The organism is Pseudomonas sp. NFACC25 (assembly GCF_900100935.1).
In the GTDB taxonomy this organism is placed as follows: domain Bacteria; phylum Pseudomonadota; class Gammaproteobacteria; order Pseudomonadales; family Pseudomonadaceae; genus Aquipseudomonas; species Aquipseudomonas marginalis.
The window spans coordinates 188,093-210,522 of record NZ_FMUC01000006.1; the positions used below are offsets into that span (position 1 = coordinate 188,093).

Sequence of the window (22,430 nt, forward strand, 5' to 3'; positions counted from 1 at the left end):
AATGCTCCGCTTTTAATGTGAAGATTGCGTCATGGTTGCGCGGTATTGCCGGGTGCGCCGAGCGATAAACCATTGGTCACACGCCAGCGCCAGCCATGGCACGACATTGGGTTTAGGCAGGCGGCCACGACTCAGGCGGCGCATCTGGTCCCGCACCACGGCCAGGGTGGCGAGGGCGGCCAAGGGTTTGCGTTTCCAACTGATCGGCTTGAGTTGCGGGTTGAGGTCGCGACCCTCGTGCCAGTGCTTGATCAGTTGCGGTTCCAGGGTCAGGGCGGTAGCGATGCCGGCCATGGCGATACCGCTGTCCAGCACTTGTTGCACGATGGGCAGGCGGCGAATGCCGCCGGTGACCATCAGCGGCATCTTGGCGATGGTCGCCAGTTCCTTGGCGAACTCCAGGAAATACGCTTCGCGGGCCAGGGTGCGGCCGTCCCGTGCTTCGCCTTGCATGGCCGGGGCTTCGTAGCTGCCGCCGGATAATTCCAGCAGGTCGATGGGCAGCGGGTTGAGCAGCTCGACCACGGCGCGCGCGTCGTTGGCGTCGAAGCCGCCGCGCTGGAAGTCGGCCGAGTTGAGTTTGACCGCCACACAGAATGAAGGACTGACGCTGGCACGCACGGCGTGGATCACTTCCAGCAGCAGGCGTGCGCGGTTTTCCAGGGGGCCGCCCCAACGGTCAGTGCGTTGGTTGCTGAGTGGGGAGAGAAACTGGCTGAGCAGGTAGCCGTGCGCGCCGTGGATCTGCACCCCGGTGAACCCGGCTTTCTCGGCCAGGCGTGCGCTGGTGGCGAAGCGTTTGATCACGTCTTGAATGTCGTCTTCGGTCATGGCCCTGGGCTTGGCGAACATCTTCGAAAAGCCGCCGAGGTCCAGTGCAATCGCGGAGGGCGCCAGGGCCTGCTGGCCGAGGTTGGCCATGGTCTGGCGACCCGGATGGCTGAGCTGTACCCAAAAGTGCACGCCCTTGTCGCGGGCCACGGCGGCCCACTCGCGAAAGCTGTCCAGGTGCTGTTCGTCTTCGAGGGCAACGCCGCCGGGGCCGGTCATGGCGCGGCGGTCGATCATCACATTGCCGGTCAGCAGCAGGCCGGGCTCGCCGTCCGCCCAGGTCTTGTACAACTGCTTCAATTCGCGGGAGGGCGCCTGTTGCGCATCCGCCATGTTTTCTTCCATCGCCGCCTTGGCGATACGGTTGGCGAGGACTTGGCCATTGGGCAGTTGCAAGGGTTCAAAGGGTGACATGGGTTGACTCCTGAGCAGGGGAGGCCTCAGGCTAAGCTTAAAGTTAACTTTAATGTCAAGCAGGCGTTTTGATGAATATTGGAGAGCTGGCAAAACAGAGCGGGCTGGCGGCGTCGCGTATCCGCTTCTATGAAGCAGAAGGGTTGATCAGCCAGGTGGGGCGCCAGGCCAATGGCTATCGCCGTTATGCACCGGAGGCCTTGCAGACGCTGCGCTTGATTCAGAGCGCGCAGCAGGCCGGTTTCACCTTGCAGGAACTCAAGGCGCTGATGCCGGCCCCCGGCGAGCACAAGCGCGCCGAGCTGATCGAGGCGCTCGAGCGCAAGGTCGAGCAGATTGAAGCGATGCAGGCGCAACTGGCGCACAGCAAGGCGCAGTTAGTCGGGGTGATCGACGCGGTACGCGCGCAACCGGAAGGTGTGCCGTGTTCGATGGGGCAGAAGCAGGTGCTAGCGTCGATCAAGCTCAACTCATAAAAAAGCCCTGGCATGCCAGGGCTTTTTCATTTGTGCAGACTCAGCGACGACGGAACAGCGGCAGCGGTTCATCCGTTGCAGCCTGGTACGTCACCGAGAAGTCCTTGAGGCTTTCCAGTGCTTCGTACGGGTCTTTGTCGGCGCGCAAGGCGAAGGCATCGAACCCGCAACGGCGCAGGTAGAACAACTGGTCGCGCAGCACGTCGCCAATGGCCCGCAGCTCGCCTTTGTAACCGTAGCGGTCACGCAGCAGGCGTGCGTTGGAATAGTTGCGACCGTCGGTGAAGGCCGGGAAGTTCAGGGCGATGACCTGGAAGTGCTCCACGTCAGCGCCGATCTCTTCGGCTTCTTCATCGGCGTCCAGCCACACACCCAGGCCGCCGTCGCGGGCCTTGAGCGCGTGGCCGTGTTCGCGCCACAGGGCCAGCGGCACGATCAGGTCGTCGCAGTTGGAGATGCCGTCGAAGCTCGCATCCTTGGGCAGCAGGTGCCAGGTTTCGTCGAGGACTTCGTTGTTCTTAATGATTCGCTGCATAGACGCGCTCCTTGAACAGGTCAATGCCGATGCGCTGGTAGGTGTCGATGAAACGCTCATCTTCGGTGCGCTGTTCGATGTACACGTCGATCAGCTTGCCGATCACCTCGGGCATGGCTTCCTGGGCGAAGGACGGGCCGAGGATCTTGCCCAGGCTCGCATCGCGGCTGGCGCTGCCACCCAGGGACACTTGGTAGAATTCTTCGCCTTTCTTGTCCACGCCCAGGATGCCGATGTGGCCGACGTGGTGGTGACCACAGGCGTTCATGCAACCGGAGATGTTCAGGTCCAGCTCGCCGATGTCGAACAGGTAGTCCAGGTCGTCGAAACGGCGCTGGATCGATTCGGCAATCGGGATCGACTTGGCGTTGGCCAGGGAGCAGAAATCGCCGCCCGGGCAGCAGATGATGTCGGTCAGCAGGCCGATGTTCGGCGTGGCGAAACCGCCTTCGCGCAGCTCGCCCCACAGGGTGAACAATTGGCTCTGCTCAACGTCCGCGAGGATGATGTTCTGCTCGTGGGAGGTGCGCAGCTGGCCGAAGCTGTAGCGCTCGGCCAGGTCGGCGACGGCGTCCAGCTGCTTGTCGGTGATGTCACCCGGTGCAACACCGGTCGGTTTCAGTGACAGGGTCACCGCCACATAGCCCGGCTTTTTGTGCGCCAGGGTGTTGCGGGTGCGCCAGCGGGCGAAGCCTGGGTGCTGCTGGTCGAGCGCTGCGAGCTCGGCATCCTGGTTGCCCAGGGCCTTGTACTCAGGATCGACGAAGTGCTTGGCCACACGGTGCACTTCGGCTTCGGTCAGGGTGGTCTGGCCGCCGCGCAGGTGCTCCATCTCGGCGTCGACTTTCTGGGCGAACACCTCAGGGGTCAGCGCTTTGACGAGGATCTTGATCCGCGCCTTGTATTTGTTGTCACGACGGCCGTAGCGGTTGTAGACGCGCAGGATGGCGTCGAGGTAGCTCAGCAGGTCCTGCCATGGCAGGAACTCGTTGATGAACGCACCCACCACCGGGGTACGGCCCAGGCCGCCACCCACCAGGACACGGAAACCCAGCTCGCCGGCCGCGTTGTACACCGGCTCCAGGCCGATATCGTGTACTTCGATGGCGGCACGGTCCGAGGTCGAGCCATTGATGGCGATCTTGAACTTGCGCGGCAGGTAGGCGAATTCGGGGTGGAAGGTGGTCCACTGGCGGACGATTTCACACCACGGGCGTGGGTCGATCAGCTCGTCGGCGGCAACCCCGGCGAATTGGTCGGTGGTCACGTTGCGCAGGCAGTTACCGCTGGTCTGGATGGCGTGCATCTGCACGGTGGCCAGTTCAGCCAGGATATCCGGCACATCTTCCAGGGCCGGCCAGTTGAACTGCACGTTCTGGCGGGTACTGATGTGGGCATAGCCTTTGTCGAAGTCGCGGGCAATCTTGGCCATCATGCGGGTCTGGCGCGAAGTCAGTTGGCCATAAGGCACGGCCACCCGCAGCATCGGCGCAAAGCGCTGGACATAAAGGCCATTTTGCAGGCGCAGAGGGCGGAACTCTTCTTCGCTCAGTTCACCTGCTAGGTAGCGTCGGGTCTGATCACGGAACTGCTTGACGCGGTCCTCGATGATGCGCTGATCGTATTCGTCGTATACGTACATATAGGTCCTGTTCTCGGCAAATCTGCGCGCACGGCCGCGCACTCCCAACGGAGCCGGCGCACGATACCAGTTTGCGTTTATGCGCAAAAGTGATGTTTGAGTATATGCACATAACCAAAATGACTAATGAGAAGGGTTATCGCGATACCCACATTTGTCATGCGGGCAATCGTGAACTTTACTGTGAGCGTGTTTGAGTGCAATCACCTATAAAACCGACAAGAGGCGATGCAATGAGCAATCCGACCAAAGCCCGTAAACCTGACAGTACCGTTGATGCCTGGGCCATTCTGTTCCTGATCATTCTGGTGGTGGGAACGGCCGTATTCTGGGTCAGCCACCAATAAAGGACGTGGATTGAGCCTCGATTGGTTCAGGCATTGCCACTATCATGGCGGCCTATTTTCGAGGCTCAAGCATCCATGTTGAAGGTGTTGATTACGTGTGTCTGGTTGTTGGGATCGACGTATGGGGTGATGGCTCATGCAACGTCGGTGGTGTTTCTCAATCCGGGCATGGCGACGGAAACCTTCTGGGTCAGCTACGCGCAATTCATGCAGGCCGCCGCCAAGGACCTCGGCCTGGACTTGCGTGTGCGTTATGGCGAGCGTGATGCCGGCAACACGCTGGCCCAGGCGCGTGAGGTGCTGCAAGGCAGCCAGCGGCCCGATTACCTGGTGCTGGTGAATGAGCAGTACGTCGCTCCGCAGATCCTGCGCATGGCCGAGGGCAGCGGCGTCAAGCTGCTGCTGGTGAACAGCGCGCTGACCTCCGATCAGGTGCAATTGCTGGGAACCCGCCGTGGCATCCGTCTGATCGGCAGCCTGGTGGCTGACGATGAACAGGCTGGCTACCTGATGCTCCGCGACCTGTTGCGCCAGCACGGCCCGGTTGCGTCCGGCCAGTCCCTCGACCTGTTGGCCTTTTCCGGGGTCAAGACCACGCCGGTCGCGCAATTGCGTGAGCGCGGCATGCGTCGGGCGCTGGCCGAGCATCCCGAGGTGCGCCTGCGTCAGTTGGTCTACGGCGAATGGAACCGCGAACGCGCCTTCGAACAAGCGAAGCAACTGTTCAAGCGCTACCCGCAGACGGCGCTGGTGTGGTCGGCCAACGATCAGATGGCGCTGGGCGCCATGCAGGCGCTGCAGGGCAGTGGGCGGTTACCGGGCAGGGACGTGCTGTTCAGCGCGCTCAACAGCTCGCCGGAGATCCTGCAGGCACGCCTGGATGGACGCTTGTCGTCCCTGGTCGCCGGGCATTTCACCGTGGGCGGCTGGGCCATGGTGTTGGTCCATGACGATGCCAAGGGCCTGGACATTGGCGCCTATGGCGGACGCGACCGGCAGTTGGCGCTATTCCAATTGATCGATGCCGGCCAGGCGCGGCGCTTGTTGGGGCCGACACCCTCGGTGGATTTCCGCGCGTTGTCCGCCCAGGGCAAGCCCGTGTCCTATCGTTACCCGTTCAGCCTGCACCTGCTGCTGCGCTAGACGCCGGCGAGGTGCAGCACCAGCTTGACGATGCCGAACAGCGTCAAGGCGAATACTGCTGTGAACAGAATGCCCAGGATCACGAAGTGGCTGGGCTTGCCGTGGGTGAAGTCGCGGGCGCGATTCTTGCCGCTCTGCACGCCAAAGGCGGCGGCCATGACGCTGTGGAGCATCTGCCAGAAGGTCGGCGGCTTGTTGTTGACCGGATCGTCCATACATCCCTCGACACAAGGTGTGTGAGGGACAGCATAGACAATCCAGGCCGGCTTAGTTGTCGTAGCCCAGGTTCGGCGCCAGCCAGCGCTCGGTCACGGCCAGGTCCTGGCCCTTGCGCGCGGTGTAGCTGGTCACCTGGTCCTTGTCGACCTTGCCCACGGCAAAGTACTGCGCCTGCGGGTGGGCGAAGTACCAGCCGCTGACCGCCGCCGCCGGGAACATCGCGTAGTGCTCGGTGAGGAACACGCCGCTGCGCCCAGCGTGCATTTCGCGGGCCTCGGGGTCGAGCAGTTGGAACAACTGGGCTTTCTCGGTGTGGTCCGGGCACGCCGGGTAACCGGGGGCAGGGCGGATACCGCTGTACTGCTCCTTGATCAGCGCTTCGTTATCCAGTTGCTCGTCCTTGGCGTAGCCCCAGTGTTCCTTGCGCACCTGCTGGTGCAGCCACTCGGCACAGGCCTCGGCCAGGCGGTCGGCCAGGGCCTTGACCATGATCGAGTTGTAGTCGTCGCCCGCGTCCTGGTAGGCCTTGGCCACTTCCTCGGCGCCGATGCCGGCGGTGGTGATGAAGCCACCGATGTAGTCGGTCACGCCGCTGTCCTTGGGCGCGACGAAGTCGGCCAGGGAGAAGTTCGGCTTGCCGTCGGTCTTGATGATCTGCTGGCGCAGGTGGTGCAGTTTGGCAATCGGCTGGCCGTCTTCACCGTAGACTTCCAGGTCATCGTCCTGCACCTGGTTGGTCGGCCAGAAACCGAACACTGCACGGGCGCTGATGAGTTTTTCGTCGATCAGTTTCCTGAGCATTTCCTGGGCGTCGGCGTACAGCGCGGTGGCGGCTTCACCCACCACTTCATCGGTCAGGATGCGCGGGAACTTGCCGGCCAGGTCCCAGGAGATAAAGAACGGGGTCCAGTCGATGTACTCGGCCAGGACGTTGAGGTCGATATTGTCCAGCACCCTGGAACCGGTGAAGGTTGGCTTGACCGGCGTGTAGCTGTTCCAGTCGAACTGCGGCTTCTTGGCGATGGCCGCCGGGTAGCTCAGGCGCTCGGTGCGCGCGCTGCGGTTGGAGGTGCGTTCACGCACGTCGATGTATTCCAGGCGGGTCTTCTCGACGAAGCCGGCCTTCAATTCCTTGGACAGCAACTGCGTGGCCACGCCCACCGCACGGGAGGCGTCGGTGACGTAGATCACCGCGTCGTTGCTGTACTTGGGCTCGATCTTCACCGCCGTGTGCGCCTTGGAGGTGGTCGCGCCGCCGATCATCAGCGGCAGGTGGAAGTCCTGGCGCTGCATCTCGCGGGCCACATGCACCATCTCGTCCAGGGACGGCGTGATCAGGCCGGACAGCCCGATAATGTCGCACTTCTGCTCCTTGGCCACCTGCAGGATCTTCTCCGCCGGCACCATCACGCCGAGGTCGACGATGTCATAGCCGTTGCAGCCGAGTACCACGCCGACGATGTTCTTGCCGATGTCATGCACGTCGCCCTTCACCGTGGCCATCAGGATCTTGCCCTTGGCTTCCGGCTTGTCGCCTTTTTCCAGCTCGATGAACGGGATCAAGTGGGCCACGGCCTGCTTCATCACGCGGGCGGATTTCACCACCTGGGGCAGGAACATCTTGCCGGCGCCGAACAGGTCGCCAACGATGTTCATGCCGGACATCAGCGGGCCTTCGATCACTTCGATCGGGCGGGCGAACGACTGCCGCGATTCTTCGGTGTCTTCGACGATGTGGGTGGTGATGCCCTTGACCAGCGCGTGTTCCAGGCGCTTGTTGACCGGCCAGCCGCGCCACTCTTCGGTCTCGGCTTCTTTTACGCTGCCGTCGCCCTTGTACTTGTCGGCGATGGCGAGGAGGGCGTCGGTGCCTTCCGGGGTGCGGTTGAGCACCACGTCTTCCACGGCATCGCGCAGCTCGGCCGGGATCTGGTCATAGATCTCCAGCTGGCCGGCGTTGACGATGCCCATGGTCAGGCCGTTGCGGATCGCATACAGCAGGAACACCGAGTGGATCGCCTCCCGCACCGGGTTGTTGCCGCGGAACGAGAACGACACGTTGGACACGCCACCGGAGGTCAGCGCATACGGCAGCTCGTCGCGGATATAGGCACAGGCGTTGATGAAATCGACGGCGTAGTTGTTGTGCTCTTCGATGCCGGTGGCGACTGCGAAGATGTTCGGGTCGAAGATGATGTCTTCCGGTGGGAAGCCGACTTCATCCACCAGGATGTCGTAGGAGCGCTTGCAGATTTCCTTCTTGCGCGCTTCGGTGTCGGCCTGGCCGGCCTCGTCGAAGGCCATCACCACCACGGCGGCGCCGTAGCGCTTGCACAGCTTGGCGTGATGAATGAACTGCTCGACGCCTTCCTTCATGCTGATGGAGTTGACGATGCCCTTGCCCTGGATGCACTTGAGGCCGGCTTCGATCACTTCCCACTTGGAGGAGTCGATCATGATCGGTACGCGGGAGATGTCCGGCTCGCCGGCAATCAGATTGAGGAAGGTCACCATGGCCTTCTTCGAATCGAGCATGCCCTCGTCCATGTTGATGTCGATCACCTGGGCGCCGGCTTCCACCTGTTGCAGGGCGACTTCCAGGGCTTCGGTGTAGTTGTCCTCGCGGATCAGGCGGGCGAAACGCGCGGAACCGGTGATGTTGGTGCGCTCGCCGACGTTGACGAACAACGAGCTGCGATCAATGGTGAACGGCTCCAGGCCCGACAGGCGGCAAGCCTTGGGGATGTCCGGGATCGGGCGCGGCGCGTAGCCGGCCACGGCCTTGGCGATGGCTTCGATATGGCCCGGGGTGGTGCCGCAGCAGCCGCCGACGATATTGAGGAAGCCGCTCTGGGCGAATTCTTCGATGACCTTGGCGGTTTCCGACGGCAGTTCGTCGTACTCGCCGAATTCATTGGGCAGCCCGGCGTTGGGGTGCGCGGACACATGGGTGTTGGCTTTGTTGGACAGCTCTTCCAGGTACGGGCGCAGCTCGCTGGCGCCGAGGGCGCAGTTCAGGCCCACGGAAATCGGCTTGGCGTGGGCCACCGAGTTCCAGAAGGCTTCGGTGGTCTGGCCCGACAGGGTGCGGCCGGAGGCGTCGGTGATGGTGCCGGAGATCATGATCGGCAATTCGATACCGAGTGCTTCGAACACACCCTGCACGGCGAAGATCGCGGCCTTGGCGTTGAGGGTGTCGAAGATGGTCTCGATCAGGATCAGGTCGGCGCCGCCTTCGATCAGGCCCTTGGTGGCCTCGGTGTAGTTCTCCACCAGTTCATCGAAGGTGACGTTGCGGTAGCCAGGGTTGTTCACATCGGGCGACAGCGAGCAGGTGCGGCTGGTCGGGCCGAGGACGCCGGCGACGAAACGCGGCTTGGCCGGGTTCTCGGCGGTCTTGGCATCGGCGATCCTGCGCGCCAGGCGTGCGCCTTCGACGTTCAGTTCATAGGCCAGTTCTTCCATGCCGTAGTCGGCCATGGAGATGCGGGTGGCGTTGAAGGTGTTGGTTTCGAGGATGTCCGCACCGGCATCCAGGTAGGCCTTCTCGATCCCGCCGATCACGTCCGGGCGGGTGAGCACCAGCAGGTCGTTGTTGCCCTTGACGTCGCTCGGCCAGTCGGCGAAGCGTTTGCCGCGGTAGTCGTGTTCTTCCAGTTTATAGCTCTGGATCATCGTGCCCATGCCGCCGTCGAGGATCAGGATGCGTTCCTTGAGGGCGTGGTGAAGGGCTTGCAGACGAGCGCTACGATCGGACATGGGACTACTCTGGTCAGGCATTACGGAGGGCGTGGATCATAACAAACCTGTGCGGATTTGCGGCATGCCGGGGTTTTGCATGAATATCGCTCATGTTGAGCGGGGGCATGGCCCGGTAGAATCACCGCCACTTTAAACCGCACGCATTGAATCGGGACCGGATACATGTCACTTCGTCTTATCGTCAGCGCCGTCCTGGCATTGATAGCCAGCAGCGCTCTGGCAGAAGGTCCCGCTCCGGCGATCTCGTATACCCGCGACATCCAGCCGATCTTCACCGAGAAATGCGTGGCCTGCCATGCGTGCTATGACTCCGCGTGCCAGCTCAACCTGGGCAGTGCCGAGGGCGCGGCGCGCGGTGCGACCAAAGTGCCGGTCTACGACGGCGAGCGCAGCCAGGCCACACCCACCACGCGCTTGTTCTATGACGCCTTCGGCAAGCAGGCCTGGCAGCAGAAGGGCTTTTATTCGGTACTCGACGCCCAGGGCAGCCAGGCCGCGTTGATGGCGCGCATGCTGGAGCTGGGGCATACCGCAGCGCTGAAGCCCAATGCCAGGTTGCCCGAAGAGATCGTATTGGGCCTGAACCGCGAAAACATGTGCGCCACACCCGGCGAGTTCAACGCCTATGCCGGTGCTCATCCCAAGGAGGGCATGCCGTTGGCGGTCACCGGCCTGAGCGACCAGCAGTACCAGACCCTTCAGCGCTGGCTGGCCTCCGGTGCACCGATTGACCAGCAGGGCGTGGCCCCCAGCGCCCGTGAAGCCGCACAGGTGCTGCAATGGGAGAACCTGCTCAACGCCCCCGGCGCACGGGAAAGCCTGGTGGCCCGTTGGTTGTTCGAGCATCTGTTCATTGCGCATCTGTATTTCGAAGACGGTGAGCCTGGGCATTTCTTCCAGTGGGTGCGCTCGCGTACCCCCAGCGGCCAGCCGATTGACCTGATCAATACCCGCCGCCCCAATGACGATCCCGGCACCCGCGTGTACTACCGTCTGTGGCCGGTGGAAGGGGTGATCGTCCACAAGACCCATATCACCTACCCCCTCAGCGCGGAAAAAATGGCGCGGGTCAAAGCCCTGTTCTACAGCGGCGACTGGCAGGTCAGCGCCTTGCCCGGCTACGGCCCTGGCCGGCGGGCCAACCCTTTCGAGACGTTCGAGGCGATTCCGGCCCAGGCGCGTTACCAGTTCATGCTGGATAACGCCGAATACTTTGTGCGCACGTTTATTCGCGGGCCGGTGTGCCGCGGGCAAATTGCCACGGACGTGATCCGCGACAATTTCTGGGCGTTGTTCCAGGCGCCCGACCACGACCTGTACATCACCGATGCCCGCTATCGCGGCCAGGCCACGCCGTTGCTGGCGATGCCAGGGCAGAATGACGACGTGGGCAGTGTGCTCAGCCTGTGGCTCGAATACCGCGATAAGCGCAACCAGTACGAAGCCCTGCGGCGAGACAGCTATGCCGAGCTGCCGGCGCCCAGTTGGTCGACCTTGTGGGCCGGCAATGACAATGCCCTGTTAAGCATCTTCCGTCATTTCGACAGCGCCTCGGTGAATAAGGGCCTGATCGGTGAAGTCCCGCAGACACTGTGGTTGTTCGACTATCCGTTGCTCGAACGCACCTACTACCAACTGGTGGTCAATTTCGATGTGTTCGGCAACGTATCGCACCAGGCCCAGACCCGGCTGTACTTCGACCTGATCCGCAACGGTGCCGAGCAGAACTTCCTGCGCCTGATGCCGGCCAATAGCCGCGATGCCTTTATGGATGATTGGTACCAGAACAGCGGCAAGATCAAGCTGTGGCTGGATTACGAAGCCATCGACGACGACACGCCTACCGCCTTGCACCTGGATAAAAAGGACCCCAAGCGCGACTTCGCCAACCAGTTGCTTGCCCGCTACGGTGACCTGAATGCCAGCCCGGATCCGATCAACCGTTGCGGGGGCGCGTTTTGTTCGCGCGACGGTATCGACCCGGCGCTGCAGGACGCCGAACAGGCGCTCAGCCGCCTGACTTCACGCCCGGCGGCGGGGCTCAAGGTGATTGACCAGTTACCTGAAGCGACGATGCTGCGCGTCGAAACCGCCAGCGGTAAGCGCGTGGTCTACAGCCTGCTGCGCAATCGCGCTCACAGTAACGTGGCATTTCTGCTGGGTGAGGCTTATCGCTATCAGCCGGGCCTGGACACGCTGACCCTTTACCCTGGAGTGCTCAGCAGTTACCCGAACTTCATGTTCAACATCCCTGCCCAGGAGGTGCCCGAATTCGTCGCCGAAATGGAGCGGGCCAAGGATGCCAATCGCTTTGAGAAAATTGTCGACCGCTGGGGTGTGCGCCGCAGCCACCCGTTGTTCTGGCAGTATTTCCACGATTTGTCCCAGTACATCCGCGAGACGACGCCGGTGGAAGAAGGGGTGCTGGATATGAACCGTTATGAAAACCTCTGACAGAGGCGAACGTCTTTTCCGACAAAATTACTCGGACTTTGTACCTGCGTAATATTTTGGCGTAAACTGCCGGCAAGCCTGTGAGGAGTTTCCATGACTGCCATAACCATTACCGACGCCGCCCACGATTACCTGGCTGACCTGCTGTCCAAGCAGAACACCCCGGGAATCGGCATCCGCGTCTTTATCACCCAGCCTGGCACCCAGTACGCCGAGACGTGCATCGCCTACTGCAAGCCCGGTGAAGAGAAACCTGAAGACACCGCCCTGGGGCTGAAAAGCTTCACCGCGTATATCGACAACTTCAGCGAAGCCTTCCTGGACGATGCCGTGGTCGACTACGCCACCGACCGCATGGGCGGCCAATTGACCATCAAGGCGCCCAACGCCAAGGTGCCTAATGTCAATGCCGACAGCCCGGTCAACGAGCGCATCAACTACTACCTGCAAACCGAGATCAACCCGGGGCTCGCGAGCCACGGCGGTCAGGTCAGCCTGATCGACGTCGTCGATGACGGCATTGCCGTATTGAAGTTCGGCGGCGGCTGCCAGGGCTGCGGCCAGGCAGACGTGACCCTGCGCGAGGGCATCGAGCGGACCTTGCTCGAGCGTATTCCGGAGCTCAAGGGCGTCCGTGACGTGACAGACCACACGCAGAAAGAAAACGCCTACTACTGAGTAAGGCGTTCACTGCGAACAAAAAACGGCGCCCGTGAGCGCCGTTTTTTATTATTAAAATTCAATCAGTTATGCCATCTATCTAACAAGTAGGATTAAGTGTGGGAGGGGGCTTGCTCCCGATAGCGGTGCCTCAGTCGACTCATGAGCAGGCTGACACACCGTCATCGGGGGCCAGCCCCCTCCCACATTTTTTTGCATTTATTCAGTTAAATCAGCGTGTTGCTGATGATTTGTGAATTAAAAAATCAATTTCGAATGTTGACTCTATCTCCCTGACAAGTAAGGTCAAATGTGGGAGGGGGCAAGCCCCGTCCCACATTTTTTTGTGTTTAGCTATTAAAATCAATGGATTGCTTTGATTTTTTAAAGTAAATAATCAAGGCCGATAAAGGTGCGCATGCCCCGCCCGATACAACGACGACTCACTGAAACTGTCACTCGCCAGTACTCGCCCCACCACAATCAACGCCGTACGCCGAAAGCCCTTGGCGGCGACTTTGTCGGCAATATCGCTGAGCGTGCCGACCGCCCAATCCTGATCCGGCCATGTCGCCCGGTGCACCACGGCAATCGGGCAGTCCGCGCCATAGTGCGGCAGCAGTTCGGCGACGATCTTCTCCAAATGATTGACCCCCAGGTGAATCGCCATGGTCGTGCCATGTCGGGCCAGGCTGTCGAAGTCTTCCCCGGCCGGCATGCGGGTTTTATCGGCGTAGCGGGTCAGGATCACGCTTTGGGCGATGTCCGGCAGGGTCAGTTCGGTCTCCAGCAAGGCTGCGCAGGCGGCCACCGCCGTGACGCCGGGAATGATCTGAAAGGGGATGCCCAACTCACGCAAATAACGGATCTGCTCGCCAATCGCGCCATACAGGCTCGGATCGCCGGAGTGCACCCGTGCCACGTCTTGGCCATTAGCGTGGGCGGTCTTGATCAGTTCGATAATCTGTTCCAGGTGCAGTTCAGCGCTGTTGACCACTTGTTGCGCCTGATGACCTTCCAGCACCGCCGCCGGCACCAGTGAGCCGGCATAGATGATCACCGGGCAACTGCGGATCAGGCGTTGGCCTTTGACGGTGATCAATTCCGGATCGCCGGGGCCGGCGCCGATGAAGTAGACGGTCATGGAGAATTCCTGTGCAAAAGCGGGCGAGCATGAAGATTGCTCATGATCGGGACGGGCGATTATCGGGATTTTAGCCGGCGCAGGCCAATGCAAAGGTGGCCTGGGCGGTTTTCTGGCGGGTGATCAACAAGCGGGCAGGGCCGCCGCAGAGCTGTTCGGCCAGGGCCAGGGCGGCACTTTCGGCGACGCCGTAACAGCCGGTATGGGCAAACGCGACCGCCGATTTGTGGCTCAGCCGGGCTTCGTAAACGGCCAGTTGCCCGGCGCTGAAGCACTGCAAGGGCAGGTCGAGCAGTCGGGCCAGGGCGAGTAACCCTGGCTCGTTCTGTTTACGGTCGATGCTGGCCAGTGCGGTGACACGCTGGCGCTCGACCCCGCCCTCGGCCAGGGCGCTGTCGAACAGGCCCAGCAGGGTGTCTACATCACAACCCCGCTGGCAACCCAGGCCGACCACCAGGGTCATGCCGAGTATTGATCGTCGCGGTTGCGGCGGAACAGCCAGGCGCTGATCAGGCCCAGGGCCAGCCAGAACACCACGTTGGTCAACTGCGAAGCGATCTTGAACTGCGCTTCGAGGGCTTCCGGCGCCAGCATCGAATGGGTTTCCGGCTGCGGTGCACCGATCACATGCGGCACCACGAGGATCGCCGCGCCCAGGACTTTCAGCAGCCAGTTGCGACCAAACACGATCAGGGCAATACCCACAGCCGTCGAGGCAGCGGTGCCGATCCACCAGATTTGCCGTTGCGCCAGGTCGGCGGCGGCAGTGCCCGGCAGCTCCGGTGGCAGACCCAGGGTGGGCGCCAGCACAAAAGTCGCGTAGCCGGCCAGGCCCCACAGCAAGCCTTGGGCCGTGCGGGTCGGTGCGCGCAGGGTGTAGAGGCCGGCCAGCATCAGGGCGAAGCCGACGGCGACCACCAGGTTGCCGCCGGTGGTCGACAGCACGCGCTGCCAGCCGTCTTCCGGCTCCCAGGCTTCGGCGTCGTGGGAGTGTGCAGCGGCGCCAGCGGCGTGCTCATGCACGACTTCGGTCGCGGCCGGGGCTTTTTCAAAGGTTTCCGCCTGCAGAATCAGCGGAGCGACCCAGAAGCTTTGCAGCAGGGTCAGCAGCAGGGCGGCCAGCAAGCCGGTGAACCCTGCGGTTTGCGCAATACGCTTGATCATGTCGGCAGGCCTCAGTGGCACGGGAACGCGGCGCTGTGGCGGGTATCGTGGGCCGCGTTGTGTACCGCCTCGATATGGGAGAAACCGGCGAAATACACCAGGCACGCGCCAAGGATCGACGCGCCGATGGCGGCGGTCAGGCGTTGGCTGAGGGTGGCGGAGCTGCTGGCGGTGTGCGAGGTGCTGCTGATGATCGACATGGCGCGTCCCTTTCAGGTGTCAGGGTGACACGAGCGCATGCAAACCCCGCGAGCCAGGCACGCAGGGTTTTAACAGCGCCCGCCCACCGCGGGTTTGTTATTCGATGTTATTCGGGCCGGTCTCCGGGCTTGCGAGGGACACTGGGTCTATAAAGCGTCGCCTTCCCATGCCGTACAGGCACAGTGGATCTGACGCTTCACTCGCTTACCGTTGCGGGGGCAGCACCGGACTCGTCATGACGCCATGACTCACCGGTTTCCCGTTTCACCCTGTGAAGGGCACCCGAAACAAGATGTGTAGGAGAGCATGGGCCGGGGACGGTAGTCAAATGCGGCGAGCCCCTGTAGCCTTGCACCCTCGAGGTTCTTCGGCCCAGGCCGAAGCTAAGAAGGGAACGCGGTCCAAGCCGCGGCTGCCCCCGCAACTGTGAAGGGTTTATCTGACTGCCACGCCACTGCCACTGCGGCGGGAAGGCGCAGTCGGCGCCGGTCGCAAGACCCGCAAGCCCCAAGCCAGGAGACCTGCCTCGCCACCGATTTTCCAATTCAACCGGGCGGGGTGATCCGGTGACGAAATCCGCTTCTGCGCGCCGCCGCAGGGCCTATCGTCCCGTATGCCCGCCCCAAAGGGCATCCGATGAAAACACTGGCCAAACTCCCCGTCACCATCGTTACCGGCTTCCTCGGTTCGGGCAAGACCACCTTGCTGCGCCATATGCTCGACAACGCCCAGGGCCGTCGCATTGCGGTGATCGTCAACGAGTTCGGCGAGCTGGGTATCGACGGTGAGATCCTCAAGCAGTGCTCCATCGGTTGCACCGAAGAAGAGGCCAACGGCCGTGTGTACGAGCTGGCCAACGGCTGCCTGTGCTGCACGGTGCAGGAAGAGTTCTTCCCGGTGATGCGCGAACTGGTCGCCCGTCGCGGCGACCTCGACCATATCCTTATCGAAACCTCGGGCCTGGCCCTGCCGAAACCCTTGGTACAGGCCTTCCAGTGGCCGGAAATCCGCAGCGCCTGCACGGTTGATGCGGTCATTACCGTGGTCGACAGCCCGGCCGTGGCCGCTGGCACCTTTGCCGCGTTCCCGGACCAGGTCGACGCCCAGCGCAAACTCGACCCGAACCTGGACCATGAATCGCCGCTGCACGAGCTGTTTGCCGACCAACTGGCCAGCGCCGACCTGGTGATCCTCAATAAATCAGACCTGATCAGCGCCGAAGACCTGGCCCGTGTGCGCCTGGAAGTCGCCGAAGAACTGCCACCAGCGGTGAAGATCATCGAAGCCAGCAGCGGTCGCCTGCCGTTGGACGTATTGATCGGCCTGGGCGCGGGGTCCGAAGAACATATCGACGCTCGCCATAGCCACCACGATCATCACCACGAAGGTGAAGACGAGCATGATCACGACGCCTTCGATTCCATCTCCATCGACCTGCCCCAAGCCGACGAAGCGCTGCTGCTCGACGCCCTGAACCAATTGGTGGTTCAGCACGGCATCCTGCGGGTCAAGGGCTTCGCCGCCATCCCGAACAAGCCGATGCGCCTGCTGATCCAGGGTGTGGGTACGCGTTTCGACAAGCACTTCGACCGTGCCTGGGGCGCCGACGAAGCGCGCATCACGCGGCTGGTGCTGATCGGCCAGGAGCTGGACGCGGCGGGCCTCGAAGCGCAACTGCGCGCTGCCCTCAGCGTTTAACCCATGCACCTGCTCAGGACTCAGCCCGGTGGTTTCGTCGCGGACGACAATATTGCCGACCTTGGCCAAACTCCCGCCGAACTGGTGATCCTGTGCAGCGGCGATTCCAGCCTGGCGCTGCTGGCCGAAGCCGCCCAGCAGTTGCCCGAGGATTACCCCAGCCTGCGCCTGGCCAACCCGATGCAGGTGCAGAACCACGCCTCGGTCGATTTGTATGTCGACGAGGTGCTGCGCCACGCCAAGGTCATCCTGATTTCCCTGCACGGCGGCATCGGTTATTGGCGCTACGGTATCGAGCGCCTGGTGGAGCTGGCCGAGCGTGGCGTTACGCTGATCCTGGTGCCGGGGGATGATCGCCCGGACCCGGAACTCAGCGGCCTGAGCACGGTGAATGCCGAACAGCGCGACCGCCTGTGGCACTTCCTGCGCCAGGGCGGGCTCGCTAACGCGCTGGATTTTTTCCGCTGCCTGGCCAGCGGCTACCTGGACCGCGATTACCCGTGGGCCGAGCCGCAGACCTTGCCGCGCACCGCGATCTATCACCCGCACAAAGCCAACCCTCGCCTCAATGACTGGCAGACCGATTGGCACGCGGATTGGCCCGTGGCGGCGGTGCTGTTCTACCGCTCCCACCTGCAGGCGGCCAATACCGGTTTTATCGATGTGTTCTGCCAGCGCTTGCAGGCGGCGGGCCTTAACCCGTTGCCGATGGCGGTGGCCAGTTTGAAAGAGCCCGGCTGCCTGAGGGTGGTCGAGGACCTGCTGGATGAGGTCGGTGCGGCGGTGATCCTGAACACCACCGGTTTTGCCCAATCCAGCCCCGAAGCCCCGCATCTGCGGCCGTTTCGCCGCAATATCCCGGTGATCCAGGCGATCTGCGCCCAGGATAACCAGCCGGGCTGGCAGGCCAGCGAACAAGGCCTGGGCCCGCGCGACCTGGCGATGCACATTGCCTTGCCCGAGTTGGACGGACGGATTATCAGCCGGCCTATCAGCTTCAAGGATCTGGCCTGGCGCAGCGAACGCAGCCAGTCGGACGTGGTGTGCTACCGCGCAGCGCCCGAACGCATGGACTTCGTCGCCGAACTGGCGCGCCGTTGGGTCGAGCTGGCACGGGTGCCGAATGGGGATAAACGCATCGCCCTGATCCTTGCCAACTACCCGACCCGCGATGGTCGTATCGGTAATGGCGTGGGCCTGGATACCCCGGCCGCCGCGTTGAATATCCTGCGTGCCCTGCAAGCCGAAGGCTATCCGGTGCCGGAGCAACTGCCCGAAAGCGGTACCGCGCTGATCCATGAGCTGCTCGGCGGCGTCACCAACGACCTCGACAGCCTCGACCTGCGCCCCTGTCATCAAAGCCTGGGCCTGGACGACTACGAGGCGATGTTCAAGCGCTTGCCTGAATCCAACCGCCAGGCGGTGCTGGAGCGATGGGGCGCCCCGCACAACGATCCAATGTTCCGCGACGGCCGCCTGATGATCGCCGGCCTGCGCCTGGGCCAGACTTTCGTCGGCATCCAGCCGGCCCGGGGTTACCAGGTGGATGCCAGCGCGGTGTATCACGACCCGGACCTGGTGCCGCCCCATGGCTACCTGGCGTTCTACTTTTGGTTGCGCCACACCTATGGCGCCCATGGCGTGATCCATGTGGGCAAGCACGGCAACCTCGAATGGCTGCCGGGCAAGGGCGTTGGACTCTCGGAAAACTGCTGGCCGGATGCGCTGCTGGGACCGCTGCCGAACATCTACCCGTTTATCGTCAATGACCCGGGCGAGGGCGCCCAGGCCAAGCGGCGTACCCAGGCGGTGATCATCGACCACCTGATGCCGCCGCTGACCCGCGCCGAAACCTACGGGCCGCTGCGGGACCTTGAGCTGTTGGCGGACGAATATTACGAAGCCCAACTGCTCGACCCACGCCGGGCCCGCGAGCTGCAAAAAGACATCCTCAAGCTGGTGCGTGAGACCCGCATCGATCAGGAGCTTGAACTGGATGGCGACGCCGATGCCGCTATCTGGCTGCCGCGCCTCGACACCTACCTGTGCGACTTGAAGGAGTCGCAGATACGCGACGGCCTGCACATCTTTGGCGAATCCCCCGTGGGCCGTTTGCGCATCGACACCTTGCTGGCCTTGCTGCGCATCCCGCGTGGCGACGGCCGTGGCCCGCAATCGAGCCTGCTGCGCGTGTTGGCCAAGGCGTTCGCGCTGGGTTTTGACCCCCTGGACTGCGCCCTGGCCGAGCCCTGGACCGGGCGACGCCCGGCGGTGTTGCAGAAGATCGATGGGCAGCAGTGGCGCACCGCCGGGGATACCCGCGAGCGCCTGGAACTGTACGCTGCGAGAATGATCGAGCAGGCGTTGGAAGGGCCGCTGGAACAGCTGGAAGAGCCCGGCTGGGAAGAAGTGAAGGCGGTGATCGAAAGCCTGCGCATCGTCGTGGCGCCACGCCTGGACGCCTGCGGCCCGGCGGAAATGCATGGCTTGCTGGAGGCCCTCGGCGGGCGCTTTGTGCCTGCTGGGCCAAGCGGCGCGCCGAGCCGGGGGCGCCTGGATGTGCTGCCGACCGGGCGCAATTTCTTCACCGTTGACGTGCGCAACCTGCCCACCACCACCGCGTGGCGCATCGGCTTCCAGTCCGCCAACCTGATACTTGAACGGCACCTGCAGGACCACGGCGACCACCTGCGCCAACTCGGCCTGTCGGTGTGGGGCACGGCCACCATGCGCACCGGTGGCGACGACATTGCCCAGGCCATGGCGCTGATGGGCGTACGGCCGGTGTGGGCCACCGGCAGTCAGCGGGTGGATGATTTTGAAATCCTGCCCATCAGCCTGTTGGACCGCCCGCGCGTGGACGTCACCTTGCGCGTGTCCGGGTTTTTCCGCGATGCCTTCGCCAACCTGATCCGCCTGTTCGACGCGGCGGTACAGGCGGTGGCGGCCCTGGATGAGCCGGACGACATGAACCCGCTGGCCGCCAAGGTGCGCAGTGAGCGCGCGGCATTGCTGGCCTCCGGCCTGGATGCGGAGGCCGCGGCGAAACAGGCCGGCTGGCGTATCTTCGGGGCCAAGCCCGGTGCCTATGGCGCGGGCGTGCAGGGCGCCATTGACGGGCGCCTGTGGCAAAGCCGCGAGGACCTGGCTGAGGTCTACCTGAACTGGGGCGGCTACGCCTATGGCGGCTCCGACGAAGGCACCGCTGCTCGCGCGCAGTTTGCCCAGCGCCTGAGCCAGGTGCAGGCGGTGTTGCAGAACCAGGATAACCGTGAGCACGACCTGCTCGACTCCAACGACTACTACCAATTCCAGGGCGGCATGCTCGCCGCCGTGGAAACCCTGAGCGGCGACAAGGCCGCCAGCTATCACGGCGACCATAGCCAGCCGGACCTGCCGAGGATTCGCACCTTGAAGGAAGAGCTGAACCGGGTGATCCGTTCCCGCGCCGCCAACCCCAAGTGGATCGACGGCGTGAAGCGCCATGGCTATAAAGGTGCGTTCGAAATGGCCGCGACCGTGGACAATCTGTTCGCCTTCGATGCCACCACGGCGCTGATCGACGATCATCAATATGCGTTGCTCGCTGACGCCTACCTGCTGGACCCTGACACCCGCGCGTTCGTGCAGCAGCACAACCCTGCGGCGCTGCGCGACATGACCGAGCGCATGCTCGAAGCCCAGCAGCGTGGCCTGTGGCAGGAGCCGGGGGCGTACCGCGAGGCGCTGGAAAACCTGTTGCTGGATATAGAAGAAGACAGCTAGAACGCGAGATGCGGCTTGTTGTGGCTGGCGGGCTTGTTGTGGTGAGCGGGCTTGCCCCGCGCTGGGCTGCGAAGCGGCCCCAAAAACATAGTCCCGGAGCTACCTGGCACACTGCAGCGCTCCTATTGGGGCTGCTTCGCAGCCCAGCGCGGGGCAAGCCCGCTCACCACAAGTAGCTTGCTCATGACCGGGTGATTACTTGTACAGCAGAATTTAAAGAGAGAACGGATGACCGATATTCCCCATTTCCCGCTGTCCGCCGTGGTCGCTGCCGACGACCTGAAACTGGCGCTGTGCCTGACCGCCATCGACCCGAAGATCGGCGGCGTGCTGATCGAAGGCCCGCGTGGCATGGCCAAATCCACCCTGGCCCGTGGCCTGGCGGATCTGCTGGCCAGCGGTCAATTCGTCACCTTGCCGTTGGGCGCCACCGAAGAGCGCCTGGTGGGTACCCTGGACCTGGATGCCGCGCTGGGGGAAGGCCGCGCGCAGTTTTCCCCTGGGGTGTTGGCCAAGGCCGACGGCGGCGTGCTGTATGTCGACGAGGTCAACCTGTTGCCCGATCACCTGGTGGACCTGTTGCTCGACGTCGCCGCCAGCGGCACCAACCTGATCGAACGCGACGGCATTTCCCATCGCCATTCGGCGCGCTTTGTGCTGATCGGCACCATGAACCCGGAGGAGGGCGAGTTGCGCCCGCAGCTGCTGGACCGCTTCGGTTTCAACGTGGCGCTGAGCGGGCAGACGCTGCCGGCCGAACGCGGGCAGATTATCCGGCGGCGCCTGGATTTCGACAGCGACCCCGCCGCGTTCTGCACCCAGTGGGCCGGGCAACAGGCGGCGCTGCGCCAGCGCTGTACCCAGGCGCGGGCGCGGCTGGACAGTATCGAGCTGGATGATCAGGCCCTGGCGCAGATCACCGAGCGTTGCTTTGCTGCCGGTGTCGACGGCTTGCGCGCCGACCTGGTCTGGCTGCGCGGCGCCCGGGCCCACGCGGCGTGGCGGGGCGCGGATACCATTGCCGAAGAAGACATCGAAGCAGTGGCGGAATTTGCCTTGCGCCACCGTCGCCAGGTGCAATCCCCACCGGCCAGCCCACCCAATCAAGGGCAGGCGCCGACACCCTCGGACACCTCGCCCGGCCAAGGCCAATGGGGCGATATGCCCGCACCGGCACTGCCCACTGGCGCTCGCCGAGACGTGCCTGCCTGGCCAAAAAAGCCCTAGGCATTCGCCCCCGACCTGGCGCGGGGGCGGATGCCCGGCCCAAGGCGGGGCGACTGGACAACGGCAGGCAGGGCAAGGCACGCGGCGCACAGCAGGGTTCGATCAACTGGCCGGGCACCTTGCTCGGCGGCCGGCCGCACTCCCGTGGAGACCTGCGCTACCACCTGCGCAGCCGCTCGGCCCATGAGTTGTGGCTGGTGATCGTGGATGCGTCGGCGTCCACGCGGCGGCATCGTGCATTAACCGACGCCAAGGGCTTGCTCGCCCAGCTGTTTGACGACGCCTACCGGCAACGGGCACGCATGGCGTTGTTGACTGCCAGCGGCCAGGCACCGAAGTGGCAGGTACAGGGTTTGAAAGCAGCGAAAGGCCTGGCGGGCTGGCTGGATCAGTTGGGCGCGGGCGGTGGTACGCCGTTGCTGGCGGCGCTGACCGAGGCCGCGCATTGGCTGGTGGCGCGGCGCAAGCGTTATCCGGCCGAGCAGCAGCGTGTACTGGTGATCACGGATGGGCGGCTCAAGGACATCGGTGGGTTGCCGTTATTGGCGTCTGCGGGGTTGCTGGTGGATATCGAGCGCGGGCCGATCAGGCTGGGGCGGGCCCAGGAGCTGGCGGTGGGGTTGCAGTTGGATTATCGGCATATCGATGAGGTGTAGTGGCGGTACCACAGCCATCGGGGGCAAGCCCCCTCCCACATTTGATCGAGTACACCCATTTGGAATGCAGTCAGTGTGGGAGGGGGCTTGCC

The 22,430-nt window shown here is 63.3% G+C and carries 17 protein-coding genes and 2 riboswitches; of the genes, 8 read left to right on the plus strand and 9 right to left on the minus strand.

What is annotated here, in order from left to right:
- Nucleotides 1-12: 12 nt before the first annotated feature.
- Entirely contained in the window at nt 13-1,245 is a 1,233-nt protein-coding gene (locus BLQ09_RS16150) for an NADH:flavin oxidoreductase/NADH oxidase family protein (RefSeq protein WP_092357803.1), read from the minus strand.
- A gap of 71 nt (nt 1,246-1,316) precedes the next feature.
- Between BLQ09_RS16150 and BLQ09_RS16155 the strand changes: the two genes are divergently transcribed.
- Nucleotides 1,317-1,721 (plus strand): MerR family transcriptional regulator, encoded by a 405-nt coding sequence (locus BLQ09_RS16155; protein WP_027606485.1) that lies wholly within the window; start codon nt 1,317-1,319, stop codon nt 1,719-1,721.
- A 40-nt stretch (nt 1,722-1,761) separates the two neighbouring features.
- Here the strand turns inward: BLQ09_RS16155 and BLQ09_RS16160 are convergent, their stop codons facing one another.
- Nucleotides 1,762-2,256 (minus strand): DUF934 domain-containing protein, encoded by a 495-nt coding sequence (locus tag BLQ09_RS16160; RefSeq protein WP_003235539.1) that lies wholly within the window; start codon nt 2,254-2,256, stop codon nt 1,762-1,764.
- Nucleotides 2,240-3,898 (minus strand): nitrite/sulfite reductase, encoded by a 1,659-nt coding sequence (locus BLQ09_RS16165; RefSeq protein ID WP_027606484.1) that lies wholly within the window; start codon nt 3,896-3,898, stop codon nt 2,240-2,242. Before BLQ09_RS16165 ends, BLQ09_RS16160 begins: the two co-directional genes overlap by 17 nt.
- Nucleotides 3,899-4,320: 422 nt before the next feature.
- On the opposite strand from BLQ09_RS16165, the gene BLQ09_RS16170 reads away from it, so the two are divergent.
- The gene (locus BLQ09_RS16170; RefSeq protein WP_092357805.1) at nt 4,321-5,388 is read left to right on the plus strand and encodes an ABC transporter substrate-binding protein; all 1,068 of its coding nucleotides are present in this window, start codon (nt 4,321-4,323) and stop codon (nt 5,386-5,388) included.
- Here the strand turns inward: BLQ09_RS16170 and BLQ09_RS16175 are convergent.
- Together BLQ09_RS16175 and metH are read right to left on the minus strand one after the other, a co-directional pair.
- Nucleotides 5,385-5,603, minus strand: coding sequence for a DUF2970 domain-containing protein (locus tag BLQ09_RS16175; protein WP_027606482.1), 219 nt, complete (start codon nt 5,601-5,603; stop codon nt 5,385-5,387). The genes BLQ09_RS16170 and BLQ09_RS16175 overlap by 4 nt on opposite strands.
- Nucleotides 5,604-5,655: 52 nt before the next feature.
- Nucleotides 5,656-9,366 (minus strand): methionine synthase, encoded by a 3,711-nt coding sequence (gene metH / locus BLQ09_RS16180; RefSeq protein WP_092357807.1) that lies wholly within the window; start codon nt 9,364-9,366, stop codon nt 5,656-5,658.
- A 165-nt stretch (nt 9,367-9,531) separates the two neighbouring features.
- Between metH and BLQ09_RS16185 the strand changes: the two genes are divergently transcribed.
- Both BLQ09_RS16185 and nfuA read left to right on the plus strand, forming a co-directional pair.
- The gene (locus BLQ09_RS16185) at nt 9,532-11,823 is read left to right on the plus strand and encodes a fatty acid cis/trans isomerase (RefSeq protein WP_027606480.1); all 2,292 of its coding nucleotides are present in this window, start codon (nt 9,532-9,534) and stop codon (nt 11,821-11,823) included.
- A 93-nt stretch (nt 11,824-11,916) separates the two neighbouring features.
- Nucleotides 11,917-12,501 carry a Fe-S biogenesis protein NfuA gene (gene nfuA / locus BLQ09_RS16190; protein WP_027606479.1) on the plus strand — a complete coding sequence of 195 codons (585 nt, stop codon included), beginning with the start codon at nt 11,917-11,919 and terminating at the stop codon, nt 12,499-12,501.
- Nucleotides 12,502-12,880: 379 nt separating this feature from the next.
- Here the strand turns inward: nfuA and cobM are convergent, their stop codons facing one another.
- The 4 genes from cobM to BLQ09_RS16210 form a co-directional block, all read right to left on the minus strand.
- A complete protein-coding gene (cobM, locus tag BLQ09_RS16195; protein ID WP_092357809.1) occupies nt 12,881-13,627 on the minus strand; it encodes a precorrin-4 C(11)-methyltransferase in 747 nt (248 codons plus the stop codon).
- A 70-nt stretch (nt 13,628-13,697) separates the two neighbouring features.
- Nucleotides 13,698-14,090, minus strand: a complete 393-nt coding sequence (locus BLQ09_RS16200) for a cobalamin biosynthesis protein (RefSeq protein ID WP_027606477.1) — start codon at nt 14,088-14,090, stop codon at nt 13,698-13,700.
- A complete protein-coding gene (locus tag BLQ09_RS16205; RefSeq protein ID WP_092357811.1) occupies nt 14,087-14,791 on the minus strand; it encodes a CbtA family protein in 705 nt (234 codons plus the stop codon). Before BLQ09_RS16205 ends, BLQ09_RS16200 begins: the two co-directional genes overlap by 4 nt.
- An 11-nt stretch (nt 14,792-14,802) precedes the next feature.
- Complete coding sequence (locus tag BLQ09_RS16210) at nt 14,803-14,991, minus strand: CbtB domain-containing protein (RefSeq protein WP_027606475.1); 189 nt, start codon at nt 14,989-14,991, stop codon at nt 14,803-14,805.
- Nucleotides 14,992-15,087: 96 nt separating this feature from the next.
- Nucleotides 15,088-15,293: riboswitch (cobalamin riboswitch) on the minus strand.
- A gap of 42 nt (nt 15,294-15,335) precedes the next feature.
- A riboswitch (cobalamin riboswitch) is annotated at nt 15,336-15,536 on the plus strand.
- A 92-nt stretch (nt 15,537-15,628) separates the two neighbouring features.
- Between BLQ09_RS16210 and cobW the strand changes: the two genes are divergently transcribed.
- From cobW to BLQ09_RS16230, 4 genes are all read left to right on the plus strand, one after another.
- Complete coding sequence (gene cobW / locus BLQ09_RS16215) at nt 15,629-16,690, plus strand: cobalamin biosynthesis protein CobW (RefSeq protein ID WP_027606474.1); 1,062 nt, start codon at nt 15,629-15,631, stop codon at nt 16,688-16,690.
- A gap of 3 nt (nt 16,691-16,693) precedes the next feature.
- Complete coding sequence (gene cobN / locus BLQ09_RS16220) at nt 16,694-20,455, plus strand: cobaltochelatase subunit CobN (RefSeq protein ID WP_027606473.1); 3,762 nt, start codon at nt 16,694-16,696, stop codon at nt 20,453-20,455.
- A 228-nt stretch (nt 20,456-20,683) separates the two neighbouring features.
- Nucleotides 20,684-21,682, plus strand: coding sequence for a magnesium chelatase ATPase subunit I (locus BLQ09_RS16225; RefSeq protein WP_027606472.1), 999 nt, complete (start codon nt 20,684-20,686; stop codon nt 21,680-21,682).
- 53 nt (nt 21,683-21,735) lie between these two features.
- Nucleotides 21,736-22,338, plus strand: a complete 603-nt coding sequence (locus tag BLQ09_RS16230) for a vWA domain-containing protein (protein WP_027606471.1) — start codon at nt 21,736-21,738, stop codon at nt 22,336-22,338.
- Nucleotides 22,339-22,430 lie beyond the last annotated feature (92 nt).